A 20,708-nucleotide genomic window follows, 5' to 3' on the forward strand; every position below is an offset into this window, starting at 1 on the left:
CTTAAACTTCCTTTTCTTTAAACGGAATTTCCGGATCACAGATTTCTGAAATCAGACGGATCAACTGCTCCTTAAAGCGATCCAGTACAGTCTGAACTATAGCCATGTCCTTGCTGCGACTGCCTTTTTTCTCTTTGGTAGCGAATGGAAGAAATCCTGATTTTAGGTTCTTAAAGGAGATTACGCCAGCATTAATTGGTGTAATAATGGGGTCTTTATGATATAGAAGGACATAACAAAGTAATTGGAAAGCCTTACTCTTGTCGTATTGCTCAATGAGATCTGCCCAGTCTATCAACTCAAGATCAGAATGGGAAACGCTTCCGGTTTTGTAATCAATAATGCGGAGAAGCCCGTCTTTTTCATCTATACGGTCAACGGTGCCTTTTAGCACAACCTCATGCTCAAAACTCGGGATGCTTAGGCTGAGTTGCTCGCGTAATTCCAGAGCCAGGATCTTGATGCGGTGCTTTTTAACTTCAAGGATCTCCTGATCCACAAAGTTTTCTATGTACCGTAGGATTACGTTAAATGCGATGAGGTTTTTTCCTCTTTTGATGGGTGTTTTGGAGTAGTATCGAACAAAACAGCTTTCAACCACGCTCTTAATATCTGGTTTCAGTGCTTTTAAGGCATCTTCAGAAAGGAATTGACCTATAAAGGGTTTGTACAGTACTTCCAAAGCGTGATGAACGATAGTTCCCATGGTGTTGGCTGCAATGGTTTCTTCCACTTCAGCCACTTCCCTTATCCCAAGGATCTCCACCTTATAAAACTCCATGGGGTTTCTGATATATCGGGCCAGGGCCGTTGGAGAGAAACCAGACAGGGCGCGCTGCTGAATTTTCTCCAGCAGGTCCCGATCTTTTGAAATTTCAAGTGTCATATCGGTAGATGGATGTACCTCTGGTGAGGCTATAATATGGCTGAGCTCGTGCTGCTTGTTCGATTCGGTCAGCAGCTGTGCAATTAACCTGCTCCGCTCTCCTCCTTCCAGCACATCCGGTTCCGTGTTATAGAGCAGGAAAATGTTCTTAGCCCTTTGAAGAAGCCGGTAGAAGTGATACGTATATACCGCATCTTTTTCTTTGTAGGTAGGCAGGCCAAACTCTTTTTTTATGTCAAAAGGAATGAAGGAATTATTGGATTTCCCCGAAGGCAGTATACCTTCGTTGACGGAGGTAATTATTACGGTCTCAAAATCCAGGTTCCTGCTTTCCAGCATACCCATTAACTGTAAACCTTCAAGGGGTTCTCCCCGGAAATCAACGGTCTCAGACCGCAACAATTCATTGTAAAGCGCGGCGAGGGATCTTAAGTCCTTTAAAAAAGGGTAGCTACTGATCAAGGTCTTAAGTTGCGTAAAAAGGCTGTTAAACTCGTACAGGTATTCCAGTCCGAGGGGGTTTGCCCGCTTCTGAAATTCGGATTTCAGCATGGAGATCAACAAAATGCAATGGTCCACAAAAGCCTCCGGGTTCTGGGTATTCTCGAAAAAAAGAACCTCAACCAGACTTTCCGGAATGAGATTCAGGGACTGAAGTCGTGGAATATCCACAAAAACCCAGTTCTCTTCCTTGAGCCTTACCTGGAATAATGCAAGGACATCAGGATCTCTCTTTTCTGAGAAAAAGACCTGGAGATAGTTGTGTGTCAGTAATGCCAGGACGTTCTTGTAGAACCACCCCTGGGAGTCTTTGGTAAGGTGCAGCTCAAAGAACTGGGAAAACAGATCAGCTACCGGGGTTTTGAAGAGCGGGTATCCCATGGTTATGTTTACGCCATCTACCGTTTTGGGGATGGAATTCACCAGTGGATTCAAAAGGGTTTCATCTCCGAGTACAACCGCGGCTCGTTTTAGATCAAAATGGCCAGGGGCATTTGCTTCAAGGAGTTCGCCTACGTATTTCACCTGGGCAACGCTCTTTGGAGTCCCTATGATATTAATTTTCTTTTTCGAAAGATATTGATTCGATAGCCCCTTGAGGTCCTTGCCTTTCAGGAAATCCCAGCTTTTGATATGCTGCCGTATAAAGTGTCCCGCATCGTGAACGGGATCTTCTGTAAAGTGCACATCGGTATCCCAATAAATGCTTCCTTTGCCTTCGGATAAGATCTTCTGAATGATTTGGCTTTCCGCGGTGTTAAGCGCGTTAAATCCGATAAAAATAGTGGTCTTATTTGAGGTGTTTTTAAGATAACCCTCCAGCTCTGCGCAGGCTGTTCGGTAAATCAGGCCCTGGTATCCTATATGTTTTTTTAATAGGGCGGTTTTGAATTTTTCATACAGGGATTCAAGGGAATTCCAGAACTCCATATAATTTTTCAGCATTCCGGAGTTTTCGGGATTTAGTGACCAGTGGTTGACTTCCTGAACCGCACTCAGATAACCAAAGATCTTCTGTGGATCGACCAGATAACGGTCAATCTCATTAAAATCCTGGAGAACCACCTGACCCCATTTGGTGAACTCGTAAAAGCTGTCCTTTTGGCCATCGCCACTGCTTGAATAGGTTTGATATAGCTCAAACAACAAAAGCGTATTGGAGGCGTAATGCAATCCGGAGATCTTTTCAATAAAGGATTCTATGCTATATATCTCGGGAGCGAAAGAGGTTTGGGAAGCAGATCTTGCAATATAATTTTTGAGGAAAGTACCGGCTCTTTTACTGGGAAGGACCAGGGTCGTATCTGCTGAAATCAAGTCTTCGGACCTTAACTCATCTACGACCTCTTCCAGAAAACTTTTCATACTTAAAAATAAAAAAAGCTCCGCATTTGCGGAGCTTTTTATTTATGATTAAGGGATTTACCTCATTACTTGATCAGGTTAATCTCTACCCTTCTGTTTTGAGTTCTACCAGCTCTGGTATTGTTTGTAGCGATAGGCTTATCTTCACCGTATCCGATGGCGTTAAGTCTGTCAGATCCGATACCTTCGTTGATTAGGAAGTCTCTAACCGCATTCGCTCTTTCCTCAGAAAGTCTTTGGTTAAGCTTAGCACTACCAACGCTGTCTGTGTGACCTTCAACGGTAAACTTAGCATTTGGATACTCGTTAAGGATCTGGATGATATCTACCATTACTCCAGTAGACTCAGCTTTGATAGAAGACTTACCAGTATCGAACAAGATAGTTCTCGCGTAGTCATTCAATTGCTTCTGAACTTCTTCAGTTACTTCAGGACATCCTGCGTTAGCAACAGTTCCGGCAACGTCTGGACACTGATCATCTTTGTCAAGAACACCGTCACCATCTCTGTCTGGCCATGGGCATCCGTTGTTTTCAGCTGGACCAGCTTCGTTAGGACACTGATCATCTTTATCAGCTACACCGTCACCGTCAGCATCAGGACATCCGGCAAGAGCTGCAAGACCTGCTTCGTTTGGACAAGCATCGTCTTTGTCAGCGATTCCATCACCGTCAGAATCAGGACATCCGTTCATTTCCTTAGATCCGGCTTCGTTAGGACAGCTGTCTTTGCTGTCTTCAATACCGTCACCGTCAGAATCAGGACATCCGTTGAAAGCCTCTAGACCAGCAACTTCAGGACAAGCATCGTCTTTGTCATAGATACCATCTCCATCAGTATCAGTTCCTCCGAACTTGATAGAAAGACCTCCAAGGTGTTGGAAGTGTTTTACACCGTAATCCTCAAAAGCGTGCTTGTATTGAGTCTGAAGTGTTAAACCAATGTTGTCAGAGAACCAGTAGTTAACTCCGATACCACCATTTACAGTACCGGCACCGATCTCGTCTACCCAGGTATAACCACCACCTACTTCAACGAAAGGATCTAATTTGGTGTTTTTAAGAATTTGATATTTGATTGTTCCATCAACAGCGTAGTGAGAAAGGTCGTCCGCGCTTACATCTCCTAATTTACTGATACGGTTCAAAGAACCTCTAACGCCGACAGAAAATCCATCGCCTACAGACTTCGAAACGGCAACGTAAGAAATAGATGGAAGAATGTTCCAGTGATCATTCGCGTTGAAGTACTCGCTGAAAAGAGAGCCCGTTGGATAAGAAGCGTCTGAGTCATTAGTTGGGTAAACGTCAATCGCATTTACACCAAAGCTAACCTGCCAGGGATTATTTTCATCTTGCGCTTGTACGTTGTTAAACCCTAAAATAAGTAGGCCAACAACTAATAATCTGCTAAGCTGTTTCATGTTTGAATTTTTAAGTTTAAGTGTTTATTAGCTGCAAATGTAAGTTGTTAAATATTATTAACAAAATCAATTTCTCATTTTTTTAACGGCGTTTAAGCGGTAAAAACGGCATTTAAACGATTTTTAAAGCACGCCCAACTTCCTTAAAAGAGGCTATGGCTTTGTCTAAATGTTCCACCTCGTGAGCGGCGGATAACTGGACTCGAATCCGGGCTTTTCCTTTAGGCACAACCGGGTAAAAGAAGCCAATAACGTAAATACCTTTTTCCAGTAACATATCTGCCATTTGTTGGGACAGTTTGGCATCGTAGAGCATTACAGGCACAATAGCGGAGTCTCCTTCAATGATATCAAAACCGGCTTCTTTCATCCCCTTTTTGAAGTATCGGGTGTTGTAATCCAGCTTATCTCTTAATGCCGTGTCGTTGGCGAGCATCTCGAAAACCTTTATGGAGGCGCCAACTATAGCCGGAGCAAGGGAGTTAGAGAAAAGGTATGGCCTTGACCGTTGTCTCAGCATTTCTATGATTTCTTTCTTTCCGGTGGTGTAGCCACCCATAGCGCCTCCAAGCGCTTTACCCAGAGTTCCGGTAATAATGTCTATTCTTCCCATAACACCCTTTTCCTCCAACGTTCCTCTTCCGGTCTCCCCGATAAAACCGGTAGCGTGGCATTCATCTATCATTACCAGGGCGTCATATTGCTCTGCAAGATCACAAATGGTATCCAGAGGGGCCAGAAGGCCATCCATAGAAAAGACCCCATCAGTTACAATAATCTTAAATCTGCTGCCATCCGCTTCAGCCTGGATCAGTTGTTTTTCCAGATCTTCCATATCACTATTGGCATAACGGTAACGCTTGGCCTTACATAGCCTGACACCGTCAATAATTGAGGCGTGGTTCAGCGAATCGGAAATTATGGCGTCTTCCGCGGTCAATAATGGTTCAAAGACACCGCCATTGGCATCGAATGCCGCTGCATATAATATGGTATCCTCTGTACCGTAAAAGTCGGCGATCTTTGCCTCGAGCTCTTTGTGTATATCCTGAGTCCCGCAAATAAAGCGAACGGAAGACATGCCGAAGCCGTGAGAATCCAGGGTATCTTTAGCGGCCTGGATAACCTCCGGGTGCGAGGATAGCCCCAGATAGTTGTTCGCACAAAAATTGATCACCTCTTCCCCGCTGGCTATGGTGATTACAGCTCCCTGTGGTGAGGTAATGACCCTTTCTTCTTTGAATAAACCGGCTTCCCGGATACTTTCTAACTCTGTTTCTAAGTGTTGCTTGATCTTTCCGTACATATATTGATAATCTTAATACTTATACAAACCTTAGCGTAATATCTTCTGCGATATATACGATTATATTATTCTTTATCTCGAAACCCATCTCTTCGAGCGCCTCCGCATATGCCTTAAGCTGATGATGATGCGCTTCTTTCGGGATCCCGGTCTTATAGTCGATAATACTTGCCTGATTTCCCTGAAGTACCACCCGGTCCGGGCGCAAAATTAGGCCATTCTTTGTAATTATCTCAACCTCATTCCTCCCTTCGGCATTCTTGTTGTAAAACGCCCTCAGTTGCCGATGTGAAATAATACTCCGGACGGTATCTCTGAGGATCTCTTCCTGACCAGGTGGGATCTGTCCCTTGAGATCATGTGCCTTCAAGGCCTGTTCTACGTCCTCTTCAGACCCTATGTCTTCCATGATGGAATGTACCAGATTGCCCAGCTGAATAGCCTGTGCCCTCTCACTATCCCATAACATCCCGGATTTGGCTATAATGGCGAAATCCGATCGGTCTTTGGAAGTATAGCCGTGCTCAACGGTTTCCTGAACTGCTGAAAATTCCAGGGTCTTTTGTTTTGGAAGTTCTCCAAAGCTAAAAATGAGATTATTGGTAGTTCCAGGGGAGTTAGACTCAATAAAGTATTCAAACAGCTCTGAAAAGTACTTTGGGCTGGTCCGCCTGGTTTTGCTTGATTTTTTCTCGGTAAGAATATAAAGTCCCGAGATGGCACGGGTCAGGGCAACATACAGGAGGTTAAAGGTATCCAGCTCCAGTTTTTGCTGTTCGTCCTGATAGCGATCGGCAGCCTCTTGCCCGTACTGAAGAAGCTCCTGCTTTTTATTGATCAGTAGTTCTTGAAACCCTTCAAAATTTTGTTCCTCCACAGTTATCCAAAGTTTGGGATCAATCTCTTCGTATATATTGGAATTTGCAAAGGGATATATGACTATAGGAAATTCAAGCCCCTTGGCTTTGTGTATGGTCATAATCCTGACGGCATTGAGATCTTCCGGCGCAGAGATACTAAGGGAGTCCTTCTTTTTTTGCCAGTGTTCCAGGAATACGGGAATGCCCGCACCCTTAGACTGCTCAACCAGCAAAACCTCATCCAGTAAATGTGTGAGATAGGCATCCGAGCTTTCCGCAAGGCGAAATTGCCGTATGGAATACTCCAGGCCGTCGTATACAGAAAGCTGTGAAAGCAAATCCGCATTGAAACCGAATGCCTCCCTAAGGTAGGAAGGTAATTTTGCCAGGTTCCGCAAAATGAACTGATGCTTTTCGTCTACATCGACAGCCAGGAATCGAAGTAACTCAAAACGATGCTCATATTCTTCGGGTTGCAGATTGTGCAGTAGTAAATTGATCAGAAAACGCACTTTTGTACTATTTGCAAGCAAAAGGGTTTCCGAAGACACCATGGGGATGCCGTTTTGCATCAGAACGTCTGAAACCAGAAGTCCCTGTTTCCGTTTTCGGGTAAGAATACAAATATCTTTATAAAGGTAATTTCGCTCCCTCACCTCATTGATGATCTGAACTACCTTTCTGCAATAAGTAGTGTCCGGATCGGGATCGTTTTCAAGAAATTCCAGCTGTATGTAGCCCCCTTTGGCGGGGTTGAACTCCTGCCGGCTTTCCGCATAAAGGGACTGGTACTCCGGCTTGGACAAGAAGGAAGAGATGCTGCTGAAAAAAGAATTGTTGAATTTTACGATCTCCTCACGGCTCCTGTAGTTTCTCGGAAGCGTATGGACATCCGGAGCAACGGTAAAGGGATTGGTCTTTAAATTGATCAGGTTTAAGAATTGCTCGGCACGCCCTCCGCGCCAGCGGTAAATGGCCTGCTTGGCATCCCCTACCAGGGTCAGGGAACCGACTTTGCCCTGTTCATCTACACTTTCAAGAGCGTTGGATATGAGCGGGATCAGGTTATTCCATTGCATTTGGGAGGTATCCTGAAACTCATCGATAAAATAATGGCGATATTTTTCCCCCAGTCTTTCATATATATAAGGTGCAGGCTGGTCTTTGATCTCACGGGAGATCAATTGGTTAAATGCCGAGATTGGCAACTGCTCGCGTTCCTTTTCCAGTGCGCTTAACTCTCTTTGTATCGCGTTCAGGACGGTCATAGGTACGATATTGCCGTGGGCATTCTTCAGCATGGATCTTCTGAAAAAATCGCTCTTGATCCGCGAGAACAAGGCTGTAAAATCCGGCATCAACCCATCCATCAAACTTTTTTTACCCTCATCCGTACTTTTGTTGTATAAAGGTACCGAACCAAAATTCTGTTTCCATCCGGCCTTGAAATCTACGAAAAGGTCGCCCTCAGCTATCCGTAGGATGAACTTAGGGAACCAGGCGGATTTGAAATCTTCAAATTGCAGTTGATTCTCGTGAATGATTTCCAGGATCTGTTTCGCTTTGAGTTTCATTCGCTCTTCAGCCACCGCAATTTCCTGGAGCAATACTTTTCTCAGAGCTAAAAAGTCTTCGGTGTTTTTAACCTTGAGCGGTTCAAGATGTTCGGTTTGGGACTCCTCGAACAGTAGTTTACCCACTTTGGTGAGGTCTGTGGTAATTTCCCAATGCCTGTCTTCGTCTGCCTTGTCCAGGGCGAAGGCAATAAGCAGGGCGGTAAGCTTTTTGTCTTCCCCGGCTTTGTTCAATAAACGTTCAATGGCCTCATCCAGGAGAGCATTGGTATCCAGGACCACTTCAAAATTGCTCGGAAGTCTCAGGTCTTTGGCAAAAGTGCGGATAAGCCTGTGGTTGAACTTGTCTATGGTAGAAATGTCAAAGAAGGCATAGTTGTGAAGGATCTCTTTTAGTTTATGAGAAGACCTTTGCCGCAGTTGTTCTGAGGAAAAATCCAGCTCTTTCTCCAAGGCCTCAAAAAGCGGTTCGGCATTCGGACTGCATTTGGGTTGGCTGAACTCAAAGAGGCTCCCCAATATGCGCTGCTTCATTTCGTTGACGGCCTTATTGGTAAAAGTTACCCCGAGAATCTGTCTAAAACTGCGTGCCTGATCCGAAGAAAGAATGATTTTCAGATAGGCTTTTACCAATGTAAAAGTCTTTCCGGAGCCTGCGGAAGCATTGAAGATCTTAAAGGAAGTTTCCGGCACTTCGTTTTCTCTGCAAAATAAGGAATCTTATAGAGTTCTTATTATAGTTTAAGAGGAATAAATTGGTCAAAAAGCAGTAAATTTGAAGAACATGATTTATTAACTTAAAAACATAAAAAATATGGCTTTTGAATTACCGGCATTACCATACGCCTACGATGCCCTGGAACCGAATATAGATGCCAGAACCATGGAGATACACCATACAAAGCATCACAACGGTTATACCACGAAACTCAATGGCGCTATAGAGGGAACACCACTTGCCGACCAGTCCATAGAATCCATTTTGACCAATCTCGATATGAGCAATGGGGCCGTGCGAAATAATGGAGGTGGATTTTTCAATCACGCGCTTTTCTGGGAGATCATGTCTCCGGATGGTGGCGTAAGCCCTACGGGCGACCTTGCCGCTGCCATTGACGAGGCTTTCGGATCTTTTGATGGCTTCAAAGAAAAATTCAGCAACGCGGCCGCCACAAGATTTGGTTCAGGTTGGGCCTGGTTGTGTGTACATCCGGGGGGCAAACTAGAAGTGTGTTCTACACCTAATCAGGATAACCCCTTAATGCCCGATACCGGTTGCGAAGGATATCCCATCCTGGGGCTAGATGTCTGGGAACATGCTTATTACCTTAATTACCAGAATAGAAGGCCTGACTACATCAATGCCTTTTACAATGTGATTAACTGGGAACAAGTAGCGAAAAACTACGAAGCAAATAAGTAAAAACAGCTTCAGATCGTTTCGGTCATAAAACAAAAAAACCACCTGGCTTTATGCACAGGTGGTTTTTTTATTGGAAATAGAAAAGGGTGGAGAAGAATCCACCCTTTTCGTCCCAAATCTTACCATAAACTTAACCTACTTATGCTATGGCATTACTAAATTACTGGTATTGTGAGAAATAACAAAGAAATTTTAGGAAATTTTATAATTCAAACTGCGAAGTTACGGGCGTTTTGAAGGCGTACACCCAGTAAATCACAGGAATAGCGATAATTACCGCAAATAAAAAAGGCAGGATAACATCCTGCCTTTTTTCCCCAAATCTTACCATGAACTTAACCTACTTATGCTATGGTTCTCCAAAAGTAGGCTAAGAGAAGGAAGTGAAAAAAGGTTTTGGACAAACGTCTTTTAATTTGGTTGAAATGCGCACAGCAGTATTTTAAAGCACAAAAACTGAAGAAAACGTGTACAAAATCCACCCCTAAAACCAATAATTCGCACTGTACTTTTCAGATGAAATCTAATTCTACCTCGTGCGTTCTAAAAATTGACTCGGATTCCGCGGGAATTGTAAGAAAATGAGGGGTGAGTTTGAAGGAAGATATAATCGTGTAAAAATAAAAAAGGTGGAGTAGCCTCCACCTTTTTTGCCCCAAATCTTACCATGAACTTAACCTACTTATGCTATGGCAAGTCTAAAGTAAATGCCTGAAACGCTTTGCGACTAAAAACCCGATAAAATGTAGATATTATCGATGAAATGCACAATTTTATGCAGTTTATCGATAAACTGTCTAATAAGCCCTTTCGTTTTTGCCCTCGTAAAAGTTAACGAAGGCTTTGTTTACCACGCGATTTCCCCCTGGAGTGGGGTAGTTGCCTGTAAAATACCAGTCTCCCAGATTTTTTGGACAAGCCTGATGCAAATTCTCAATGGTCTGATAGATGATCTGTACCTCTGCCTTCATATCGGAAGGGCTTAATAACTCGCCTATCTTCCTGGATATCTGCTGGGCGGAAAACGGGGCATAGAATTCCTGGACATGATTGACCGCTTCCGCGTCCTTGCAGTTGAGTTGTTCTTTGCATTTGCTGTAGATCTCATCCACCAAATGGTAGGAATCGTTTTCCTTGTGAAGTTCCAGTGCCGCCCGGAATGCCACAAAATCTTCCAACTTGGCCATATCTATCCCGTAGCAATCGGGAAAACGGATCTGAGGAGCTGAAGACACCACGATGATCTTTTTTGGTGAAAGCCGATCCAGAATACGCAGAATACTTTTCTTAAGCGTGGTACCCCGAACGATACTGTCGTCAATGATCACCAGGTTGTCATCCTTGTTAACGGAACCATATGATATATCGTAAACGTGAGTGACCAGATCGTCCCGGCTACTGTCCTGTGTTATAAAGGTTCGCAGTTTGGCATCTTTGATGGCTACCTTTTCGATTCGGGGGCGAACCTCCAGGATTTTGTGCAACTCCTCACTGGTGATTGCCGAGCCTTTTGCCAGGATCTGCTCCTCTTTCTTTTTGTTGAGGTAATTCTGAGCCTCCTTTACCATACCCAGAAAAGAGGTCTCCGCGGTATTGGGAATATATGAGAAGACCGTGTTCTTAATGTCACCTCCTATGGATGCCAGTATTTGAGGAAAGAGCAGCTTGCCCAGTTCCTTGCGCTCCTGGTAGATCTCCTGGTCGCTACCTCGCGAAAAATAGATGCGTTCAAAGGAACAGGCCATCCTTTCACGCGGTTCCAGGATCTCTTCTGTGGCAACCCGGCCATCTTTTTTGATGATGATCGCATTTCCCGGATCCAGTTCCTCGACTTTTTCATAAGGAACATTAAAGACTGTCTGAATCGCCGGCCTTTCCGAAGCGATTACCACCACTTCATCGTCCTTATAAAAATAGGCCGGTCTGATGCCTGAAGGGTCTCTCAACACAAAAGCATCTCCATGTCCCAGCAAGCCGGCCATGGCGTATCCTCCGTCCCAGTTCTTGGCTGCTTTCCTCAGGATCTTGGAGATCTTTAACCTTTCGGCGATCAGCGGAGAGGCTTCCAGCTTGTTGTGGCCCTCCTTTTTGATCTCCTTGTACAGTTTGGCCACTGCATCGTCTAAGAAATGGCCTATTTTTTCCATAACGGTAATGGTATCCGCCATTTCCTTGGGGTGCTGCCCCAGTTGAACGAGGTTGTCAAACAACTCCCCTACATTGGTCATATTGAAATTACCCGCCACAATCAGGTTTCTATGCATCCAGTTGTTTTGCCTCAGGAAGGGGTGTACGCTTTCTATGCTGTTTTTTCCAAAGGTTCCGTATCTGACATGGCCCAGAAGCAGTTCTCCTATGTAGGGAATGTGCTTCTTTTGCAGCTCAGGATCGTCCGCGTATTCCGGATGCGCTTCCAAAGTGGTATTGATCCGATCATTGATCTGCGCAAAAATATCCTGAATGGGTTGTGATTGTATGGACCGTACCCGGCTCATATATCGCTCGCCGGGAGACATATCCATTTTGATGCTGGCAAAACCTGCACCGTCCTGTCCGCGGTTGTGCTGTTTCTCCATCATCAGGTACATTTTATTTACACCGTAAAAGGCTGTGCCGTATTTCTCCTGATAATAGGATAGAGGCTTTAACAATCGAATTAGTGAAATCCCACATTCGTGTTTAATGGCATCGCTCATCGCAAAAGAAATTAAAAAAGCCCCGTAATTCGGGGCATGTATCATTATTGCAGTTCGATATCAAATTGAGTCAGTTCTTTAAATTGTTGCAACCTTCTCCCGATCTCATGCCCGTCCAGGGCCAACATTCGCTCCGTTCCAAAACGCTCCACACAAAAGGAAGCCAGATTGGAACCGTGAATGACGGCATTTTTAAGGTTGTCAAAAGAAATGTTTTTGCTTTCTGTCAGGTAACCCACAAATCCCCCGGCAAAGGTATCTCCCGCGCCGGTCGGATCAAAAACCTCTTCTAACGGAAGGGCCGGGGCAAAGAAAATGTTTCCGTTATGGAATAAAAGTGCCCCGTGTTCTCCTTTTTTGATCACCACGTATTTCGGTCCGAGGGCATGCACTTTTTCAGCGGCTTTTACCAGGGAATACTCATTGGTTAACTGCCTGGCTTCTTCGTCGTTAATTGTGATCACATCCACATGGCGGATCACCTCCAGCAATTCCGGAAGGGTATTGTCCATCCAGAAGTTCATGGTATCCAATACCACCAACTTGGGCTTTTGAGACATTTGTTGGATAACGCTCATTTGGATATTGGGATGAAGATTGCCCAACATAACTACATCCGCATCTTTAAAGTTATCCGGTACCACAGGATTGAAATCCGCAAGGGTATTCAGTTCGGTAACCAGGGTATCCCGACTGTTCAGGTCGTTATGGTATCTTCCACTCCAGAAAAAGGTCTTTCCTCCTTCTACCACTTCAACAGCGGAAATATCAATTTGCTGTTCTGTAAGTATATCAAAGTATTCCTGTGGAAAATCATCCCCAACCACAGAAACTATCGCAGAATCTATATCAAACTGAGAGGCTGCAAGGCCTATGAAGGTCGCGGCGCCACCCAGTATCTTATCAGTTTTGCCAAAAGGTGTTTCAATGGCATCGAAGGCCAGGGTCCCCACTATTAGGAGTTTACTCATAGAGGTTTAAAATTTGCTGCAAATATACGCTTTTGAATTACCAAAATATCAGAATTGTAAACTAATAAACCGCGGGGCTTATTTTCTGCCAAAATCTGCCGGGATCTCACCCCAGGCTTTGGTTTCCCATTTAACTATAGGCGTGCTGTAATCGTTGGCATTTAGCCACTTCTCCGCCCTGTGGATCAACTCAAAAAGTTCCCGGTTGTTCTTGTTCTCTTTCAATTGAGTGTTGCATTTTTTCTTTCGAACCCAACTGATTGCCGTGCGCGAGTCGCTGTAAATAATGCGGTCGCTTTTGCGTTTTTTGAGATAGGCCAGCCCGTGTACTATGGCAAGGAATTCTCCAATATTATTAGTTCCCTCCTTGTATGGGCCCTGCCTGAAAAGCCGTCTTTTGGTTTTGGTGTCTACTCCCTGGTATTCCATTTTGCCGGGATTTCCGCTGGAAGCCGCATCCACGGAAATGGAATGGAAATTGGGCTGTCCTATTTTCAGAAGGTCACGGGCTGAAAGTTCCGGGGAAGATTTCTTCTTACCCTTATAAGCGCTGTAATTACTGTTATATGCCTCTTCTGCCGCAGAAAGGGAAGAAAAAGACATGTATTGGGCTCCTTTGAAACCTTTGATTTGCTCAAGGCATTTATCCCAGCTATGATAAATACCCGGGCGTTTCCCTTTCCAAACCACATAGAATTTCTTTTTTGCCATCAATCCTGAGATAAAAGCCCTGCAATGACACGGGGAAAGTGTTTGTATTCCAGCTCATGCACCTTTCGGGCTATGTCGTCTACCCCATCTTCCGGGGATATTGGTATGCGTACCTGTTCAATGATCGCACCTTCGTCATACGCTTCATTTACGTAATGAATGGTAATACCGGTTTCCCGCTCCTGGTTTTCTTTAACTGCCTGGTGTACCCGGGAGCCATACATGCCTTTTCCGCCGTATTTTGGCAAAAGGGCCGGATGAATGTTTATGATCTTATCAGGGAAATGCTCGACGAGGTTTTCCGGTACCTTCCAAAGGAATCCGGCCAGGACGATGAGGTCCGGCTTTTGCGACCTAAGGAAATCCAGAACAGTATCCGAGTGGTAGAATGCGTGCCGGTTAAAATAGATGGCGCTTACATCCAGGGCTGCGCAACGATCCAAAACCCTGGCATCTCTCTTGTTCGAAAGTACACAGGAAACCGTAATTTCCGGACGGTCTTTAAAAAATCGTATAATATTCTCTACGTTAGACCCGGAACCAGAAGCAAAGAGTACGATGCGTTTCATTTCTGTGGATAAATTGTTAATCAGATCACGCTGAGGCCCTTTATTGACAGCAACTAAGCCCTAATTTAAATAAGATCAGACAATTGCGGTACACGCATGCAGAGGGCCCGAAATTTTTGAGCTAAAGTAGTACTCTTGAGACGAAAATGCTTAAATTACAGTACATTTTATCGCCATATAGTGTTATTAATCCAAAGTTTTTTATTTTTGCCAACGATTTAAATTTAAAAACCAAAATAATTATGTCAGACATTGCATCAAGAGTAAAAGCTATCATTGTGGATAAGTTGGGTGTTGATGAGAATGAAGTTGTAGCTGAAGCAAGCTTTACGAACGACCTAGGGGCAGATTCATTGGATACAGTAGAGTTGATAATGGAATTTGAAAAGGAATTCGATATCCAGATCCCTGATGATCAAGCAGAAAATATTGCAACTGTTGGCCAAGCTATAAGCTATATCGAGGAAGCCAAATAATTTAATGATATCTTGAATAAGATTTTGATTTTATCCATGCGGTGACCTATGCTGCATGGATAATTTTTTTTAATTTACACTTGGGTAAGACGGCTAATAAAAATTTGGTTCAATGCAGTTAAAGCGAGTTGTGGTTACCGGTCTTGGGGCCTTGACACCAATAGGAAACAATATACAGGAGTACTGGGAAGGCTTGAAGAATGGCAAAAGTGGTTGTGCCCCGATTACCTATTACGATACTGAAAAATTCAAAACTAAGTTCGCCTGCGAGCTTAAGAATTACGATCCCAGCGAATATTTTGACAGGAAAGAGGTACGCAAACTGGACAGGTTTGCGCAGTACGCTCTGGTGTCCTCGGATGAAGCCATTAAGGATTCAGGCCTGGATCTGGACGCTTTGGACAAATTCCGCGTAGGGGTGATCTGGGGTGCCGGAATCGGCGGCCTGGAAACTTTTCAGACAGAAGTCCTGAACTACGCTGCCGGGGATGGTACGCCGAGGTTCAATCCTTTCTTTATTCCTAAGATGATCGCGGATATAGCACCGGGGAATATCTCCATAAAATACGGATTTATGGGGCCTAACTATACAACGGTTTCGGCCTGTGCCTCATCAGCAAATGCCATGATCGATGCGTTGAATTACATTCGATTGGGGCATTGTGACGTGATCGTTACAGGAGGAAGTGAGGCTGCAGTGACCATTGCCGGAATGGGAGGGTTTAATGCGATGCATGCGCTCTCTACCAGGAATGACAGTCCGGAAACAGCCTCCCGTCCCTTTGATGCGACCAGGGATGGTTTCGTATTGGGAGAAGGTGCAGGAGGACTGATCCTGGAGGAATACGAGCACGCCAAAGCCAGAGGCGCAAAGATATACGCTGAAGTTGCCGGAGGAGGTCTTTCCAGCGACGCACACCATATGACCGCACCACATCCTGAAGGAATCGGAGTGGTACGTGTTATGGAAAATTGTCTGAAGGATGCCGGAATAGACCCGTCAGAGGTTGATGCTATCAATACACATGGTACCTCCACACCTTTAGGAGATGTAGCGGAACTAAAGGCCATTGCGCAGGTCTTTGGAGATCATGCACCGGATATCAATATAAACTCCACAAAATCGATGACCGGGCACTTGCTGGGTGCAGCAGGAGCCATTGAGGCAATCGCTTCTATCCTGGCCATGGAGCACGGAGTGGTACCACCCACTATCAATCACTCAACGGTTGACGAAACAATTGACCCCAGGTTAAACCTCACGCTTAACAAGGCCCAGGAAAGGGAGGTCCGAGTGGCGATGAGTAATACATTTGGCTTTGGAGGACATAATGCATGTATCCTTTTCAAAAAAATCAGCTAATCCCAAATGAATGAATTTCCCTAGTAATATATTCAATTCCCATTCTAAGGAGGATGGGGATTTTTTTTTAGGGATATCAAAGATATTGGGATTTAAGCCTAAAAAACTTGACATTTATAAGAAAGCCTTTCTTCACCGATCGGCGAACAAAAGGGACGCTAAGGGTAATCCTATGAACTATGAGCGTCTGGAGTTCCTGGGAGATGCCATGCTGGGAACTATAATTTCCAAACATCTGTATAGCGAAGTACCCGCGGGAGACGAAGGTTACCTGACAAAAATGCGGTCTAAGATCGTGAGCCGGAAGCATTTGAACGAACTGGGAAAAGACCTCAACCTTATCAAATTTGTTGAGAGCAGGATACCCAAATCGCATTTTGGAGACAATATTCACGGGAACGTATTCGAGGCACTTGTTGGAGCCATTTACCTGGATAGGGGTTATCAGTATTGCGAAAAATTTATCAATGAACGGGTTATAGAACCTTATGTTGATATTGAGCAATTGGAAGGAAAAGTGATCAGCTATAAAAGTCTTGTCATTGAGTGGTGCCAGAAACAGAAAAAAGAATTCCAATACAAGGTTTACGAGGATACCGGAATGGATCCACTTAAGCATTTCGCGGTAAAGCTTACCATAGACGATAAGGTAATGGCCAAGGCCAGGGCTACCTCGAAAAAGAAAGCGGAGGAAAAAGCTTCCAAAAGGGCCTTTTTTGCCTTGCAGGACAAGATGAATAAGCAATAAACCTCAAATTTTCCAGTACTGCAACGTTTTCGTAACCTCTAATTAACGCATTACATATTTGATCACTAGACTCGTAAAGGGATTAATCATATCTTTACTGCTTGGTTTGGATTATGGCGACAACACTTAAAATTCTGGAGGACTTTTACGAAGAATCTTTCACACTGACGGCAATACACAGTGACCTGGAGGATTACGCCCTGGCCTATGCTATCAATGCAGCTTTGAAGGTCCGCCTGGAAAGATCTAAAAAAGACCTGGATTTTTCGGACCAAACCCTTTTTCCCTATTTTGAATGGAAAGATGAGTTTTCAGAAAGATACTGGACCCTTATCGTGAACCAGAGCGAAGCGGAAACGGATCTCAATTTTGATGGACTATTTAGTGACGAACCATCCTATACAAAAAGACAGCTGGTTCCGGAATACAAAGAAGTGGATTACTTTTTGAAAGTGGATCAGGAAGATCCTGAGGAGGACGAACTAATCCTAAAAACTATACAGTCCGTCCCCAAAGTTATCATGGCCTATAATATCGAAACCGACAAACTAAAATCTAAGCAAAACCTAATATTTTAGCGGCATGCCAAGCAAGAAAAAAACCAAAATCGTTGCCACGCTGGGCCCGGCTACCAATAAGAAAGATACCTTAAGGGACATGATCAATGCAGGGGTAGATGTCTTTCGAATTAATTTTTCCCACGCGGATTATGCCGATGTAGCGAACCGGGTAAAAATGATACGTGAGTTGAACGAGGAACTTGGGGTTTATACCTCCATCCTGGCAGATCTTCAGGGCCCTAAACTCAGGGTTGGGGTCATGGCCGGGGAAGTGGTGGTTGATCCGGGTGACGAGATAAATTTTGTAACCGGTAAGGCTTTCGAGGGGAACTCGGAACGGGTTTATATGAACTACGATAATTTCCCTAAAGACGTTAAGCCGGAAGAACGCGTTCTTCTGGATGATGGAAAACTCATTTTCGAGGTGCTTTCTACCAATAAAAAGGATGAGGTGAGAGCCAGGGTTTTACAGGGAGGGCCCCTAAAATCCAAAAAAGGTGTAAACCTGCCCAATACAGATATTTCCCTGCCGGCCCTAACCGAAAAAGACGTCCAGGACGCCATTTTTGCGATTTCTCAGGAGGTAGACTGGATTGCTTTATCTTTTGTACGCCATAGCCAGGACCTTATTGATCTTCAGAATCTCATCAAAGAGCATTCGGAACATAAGATCCCTATCATAGCTAAGATTGAAAAGCCGGAAGCGGTAGATAATATCGACAAGATCGTTGCCTATTGTGATGGCCTTATGGTGGCCCGGGGAGATCTGGGGGTGGAAGTTCCGGCCCAGGAGGTACCGCTAATACAAAAAAAGCTGGTTTTACGGGCCAAAAAAGCCAGGATCCCTGTGATCATTGCCACTCAGATGATGGAAACCATGATAACCAGCCTCACCCCTACGCGAGCCGAGGTAAACGATGTTGCGAATTCGGTTATGGATGGCGCCGATGCGGTGATGCTTTCAGGGGAAACCTCAGTCGGGAACTATCCGGTCCAGGTAATAGAAAGAATGACCGGGATCTTAAAAAGTGTTGAAGGTTCTCCGCTTATCCAGGTGCCTCACGACCCCCCTCATATTCGCACTAAAAGATATATTACCAAGTCTGTGTGCTACCACGCGGCAATTATGGCCAATGAGATAAAGGCCAAGGCCATTTCTACGCTAACGAACAGTGGATACACTGCTTTTCAGATCTCAGCCTGGCGCCCCAGCGCCCATATCCTGGTTTTCACATCGAATAAGCGGATATTGACGCAGCTCAACCTGTTATGGGGTGTAAAGGCCTTTTATTATGACAGGTTTGTGTCAACGGACGAAACCATAGAAGATGTGAATAGTATCGCCTGCAAGAAAGGATTCCTGGATGTAGGGGATATGCTGATCAGCCTGGCGGCCATGCCCATCAAAGACAAAGGGATGGTCAATACCTTAAGAGTTACAGAAATAGAGACCTGTACCTTCTAAGGAGGCCTGTATCTGGGCTCGCTTAGTCCAGGAGTAAGTATTTATGCAAAAACCAGACTGATATTGGTGTAATACCTGAGCACTGAACTGTCTGTTATGAGATTCGAATTTACAAACCCCAAAATGGGATCGATCTTCGGCCTGACCGAGGACATCAAAAAGGATAAGGACTATTTTTCCATCGGAGAAAAGACCATTCATATCCTTTGGAATCGCAGCGATAGCCCGGTATGCTTTAAAGTGGATGAGATTGAGGTCACTCTTTTACCCAATCAACTGGTTACCACTACTTATCTGCAAAAGGTATCCTATAAAAACACCAAAAACCAACTTACTGCATTTACCTTTAATAGAGAATTCTATTGCATTTCTGATCATGACAGCGAGGTTTCCTGTAACGGGATTCTGTTCTTTGGTACCCAGGACCTGCCAATAATTACCATACCACAGGATCAGCTCAGGAAGTTTAATATTCTGTTCGAAGTTTTTCTGGACGAGTTTTCCAATCCGGACGTCATTCAGGGCGATATGCTCCAGATGCTTTTAAAGCGGTTGATCATCATATGTACCCGTCTGGCCAAAGAACAGCGGATCGTAAAAAGGCTCAATAATGACCAGATCGACACCATTCGCAAATTCAATTTTTTGGTGGACCTTCACTATAAGGAGAAGCGTAAAGTTAGCGATTACGCGGATTTGCTTTACAAGAGCCCAAAAACGCTTTCCAATCTTTTTGCGATCTACAACCAGAAATCACCACAGCAGATAATTCAGGAAAGATTGGCTTTAGAAGCCAAGAGGCTGGTAAATTTTACCGACAAACAGAACCAGGAGATCGCCTATGATCTCGGTTTTAACGACCCTGCTCATTTTAGCCGTTTTTTCCGAAAAATGACTGGCTATTCCCCTTCCCAATACCGCGAAATCAGGACGGCAGCCGTCTAAAGGGAAATTTGTACAAGTAGTCGGGCAATCCATAATAACACTTGCCTGATCCTGCGGCGCATCTTTGCAGTGTAAAATTAAAATCACTGGCAAGATGAATCTCAAACCAAAATCAGTTTTCAACCTTATTGAAATTTTTCGGCATCAGATGAAACCTGCCGTGCAAACACTGAACACTAAAACGCATTGTGAGCACAAGCAGCTACACGATTACTATTGCGATGCGGAGAAACCCTATGTAGCTAAAAAGTAAATAAAGTAATAACAGTCATTAGTAGATATTGACACAAAAAGCAAACACCATGAGTAAATTTAATGTACCTCAGAGAGCAGAAGTAAGTGAAAACAACCAGGCGATATTTGACAACCTGGAAAAAGCGGTAGGTTTTGTACCTAACCTTTATGCCACTTACGCCTATTCAGAAAACGCATTAGCCAATTACCTGGCCCTTTCAAATGCAAAAACTTCCCTTAAAGCCAAGGAAAAAGAAGTGGTAAACCTCGCGGTAAGTGAAGTTAACGCTTGTGATTACTGTCTTGCCGCTCATACCGCCATCGGGAAAATGAACGGATTTACAGATGAGCAAGTACTTGAACTAAGAGCAGGAGGAGCATCTTTTGACAACAGGCTGGACGCCCTGGCCAGATTGGCAAGAAATATAACCCAAAACAGAGGTGCAGCAAGTCAGGATGTAGTGGACAATTTCTTTGCAGCTGGTTGGACCAAAGAAAACCTTATTGACACCATCGTACTGGTAGGAGATAAAACCATCTCTAACTATGTACACAAAACCACCCAGGTGCCTGTTGACTTTCCAGCAGCCCAACCTCTTGAAACCGTAATAGCATAATTATAAACTATTTA

At 44.3% G+C, this 20,708-nt stretch carries 16 protein-coding genes; 8 read left to right on the top strand and 8 right to left on the bottom strand.

What is annotated here, in order from left to right; all coding sequences use genetic code 11:
- Nucleotide 1 precedes the first annotated feature (1 nt).
- From GTQ38_RS10645 to GTQ38_RS10660, 4 genes are all read right to left on the bottom strand, one after another.
- A complete protein-coding gene (locus GTQ38_RS10645) occupies nucleotides 2-2,752 on the bottom strand; it encodes a PD-(D/E)XK nuclease family protein (RefSeq protein ID WP_161435505.1) in 2,751 nt (916 codons plus the stop codon).
- Nucleotides 2,753-2,817: 65 nt separating this feature from the next.
- Nucleotides 2,818-4,176: an OmpA family protein gene (locus GTQ38_RS10650; RefSeq protein WP_161435506.1), complete on the bottom strand. Its 1,359-nt coding sequence runs from the start codon at nucleotides 4,174-4,176 to the stop codon at nucleotides 2,818-2,820.
- 112 nt (nucleotides 4,177-4,288) lie between these two features.
- Complete coding sequence (gene kbl / locus GTQ38_RS10655) at nucleotides 4,289-5,482, bottom strand: glycine C-acetyltransferase (protein ID WP_161435507.1); 1,194 nt, start codon at nucleotides 5,480-5,482, stop codon at nucleotides 4,289-4,291.
- Between the two features lie 19 nt (nucleotides 5,483-5,501).
- A complete protein-coding gene (locus GTQ38_RS10660; protein ID WP_161435508.1) occupies nucleotides 5,502-8,609 on the bottom strand; it encodes a UvrD-helicase domain-containing protein in 3,108 nt (1,035 codons plus the stop codon).
- 121 nt (nucleotides 8,610-8,730) lie between these two features.
- On the opposite strand from GTQ38_RS10660, the gene GTQ38_RS10665 reads away from it, so the two are divergent.
- Nucleotides 8,731-9,339 (top strand): superoxide dismutase, encoded by a 609-nt coding sequence (locus GTQ38_RS10665; protein ID WP_161435509.1) that lies wholly within the window; start codon nucleotides 8,731-8,733, stop codon nucleotides 9,337-9,339.
- A gap of 797 nt (nucleotides 9,340-10,136) precedes the next feature.
- Here the strand turns inward: GTQ38_RS10665 and GTQ38_RS10670 are convergent.
- The 4 genes from GTQ38_RS10670 to purN form a co-directional block, all read right to left on the bottom strand.
- Nucleotides 10,137-12,035, bottom strand: coding sequence for an amidophosphoribosyltransferase (locus GTQ38_RS10670; RefSeq protein ID WP_161435510.1), 1,899 nt, complete (start codon nucleotides 12,033-12,035; stop codon nucleotides 10,137-10,139).
- Between the two features lie 44 nt (nucleotides 12,036-12,079).
- Complete coding sequence (locus GTQ38_RS10675; protein WP_161435511.1) at nucleotides 12,080-13,006, bottom strand: PfkB family carbohydrate kinase; 927 nt, start codon at nucleotides 13,004-13,006, stop codon at nucleotides 12,080-12,082.
- Nucleotides 13,007-13,084: 78 nt separating this feature from the next.
- Nucleotides 13,085-13,717, bottom strand: a complete 633-nt coding sequence (locus GTQ38_RS10680; protein WP_161435512.1) for a ribonuclease H1 domain-containing protein — start codon at nucleotides 13,715-13,717, stop codon at nucleotides 13,085-13,087.
- Complete coding sequence (purN, locus tag GTQ38_RS10685; protein WP_161435513.1) at nucleotides 13,717-14,286, bottom strand: phosphoribosylglycinamide formyltransferase; 570 nt, start codon at nucleotides 14,284-14,286, stop codon at nucleotides 13,717-13,719. The genes GTQ38_RS10680 and purN overlap by 1 nt, the downstream gene beginning before the upstream one ends.
- Before the next feature lie 242 nt (nucleotides 14,287-14,528).
- Here purN and GTQ38_RS10690 point away from each other — a divergent pair, with 242 nt between their 5' ends.
- From GTQ38_RS10690 to GTQ38_RS10720, 7 genes are all read left to right on the top strand, one after another.
- Nucleotides 14,529-14,762 carry an acyl carrier protein gene (locus GTQ38_RS10690; protein ID WP_009778413.1) on the top strand — a complete coding sequence of 78 codons (234 nt, stop codon included), beginning with the start codon at nucleotides 14,529-14,531 and terminating at the stop codon, nucleotides 14,760-14,762.
- A 112-nt stretch (nucleotides 14,763-14,874) separates the two neighbouring features.
- A complete protein-coding gene (gene fabF, locus GTQ38_RS10695) occupies nucleotides 14,875-16,125 on the top strand; it encodes a beta-ketoacyl-ACP synthase II (RefSeq protein WP_161435514.1) in 1,251 nt (416 codons plus the stop codon).
- A 10-nt stretch (nucleotides 16,126-16,135) separates the two neighbouring features.
- Nucleotides 16,136-16,873 (top strand): ribonuclease III, encoded by a 738-nt coding sequence (gene rnc, locus GTQ38_RS10700; protein ID WP_161435515.1) that lies wholly within the window; start codon nucleotides 16,136-16,138, stop codon nucleotides 16,871-16,873.
- Nucleotides 16,874-16,986: 113 nt separating this feature from the next.
- Nucleotides 16,987-17,451: an IPExxxVDY family protein gene (locus GTQ38_RS10705; RefSeq protein ID WP_161435516.1), complete on the top strand. Its 465-nt coding sequence runs from the start codon at nucleotides 16,987-16,989 to the stop codon at nucleotides 17,449-17,451.
- 4 nt (nucleotides 17,452-17,455) lie between these two features.
- Nucleotides 17,456-18,898 carry a pyruvate kinase gene (gene pyk / locus GTQ38_RS10710; RefSeq protein WP_161435517.1) on the top strand — a complete coding sequence of 481 codons (1,443 nt, stop codon included), beginning with the start codon at nucleotides 17,456-17,458 and terminating at the stop codon, nucleotides 18,896-18,898.
- A 96-nt stretch (nucleotides 18,899-18,994) separates the two neighbouring features.
- Entirely contained in the window at nucleotides 18,995-19,843 is an 849-nt protein-coding gene (locus GTQ38_RS10715) for a helix-turn-helix domain-containing protein (RefSeq protein ID WP_161435518.1), read from the top strand.
- Nucleotides 19,844-20,145: 302 nt separating this feature from the next.
- A complete protein-coding gene (locus GTQ38_RS10720; RefSeq protein WP_161435519.1) occupies nucleotides 20,146-20,694 on the top strand; it encodes a carboxymuconolactone decarboxylase family protein in 549 nt (182 codons plus the stop codon).
- The last annotated feature ends 14 nt before the right edge of the window (nucleotides 20,695-20,708 follow it).

Source organism: Poritiphilus flavus (assembly GCF_009901585.1).
GTDB lineage: Bacteria > Bacteroidota > Bacteroidia > Flavobacteriales > Flavobacteriaceae > Poritiphilus > Poritiphilus flavus.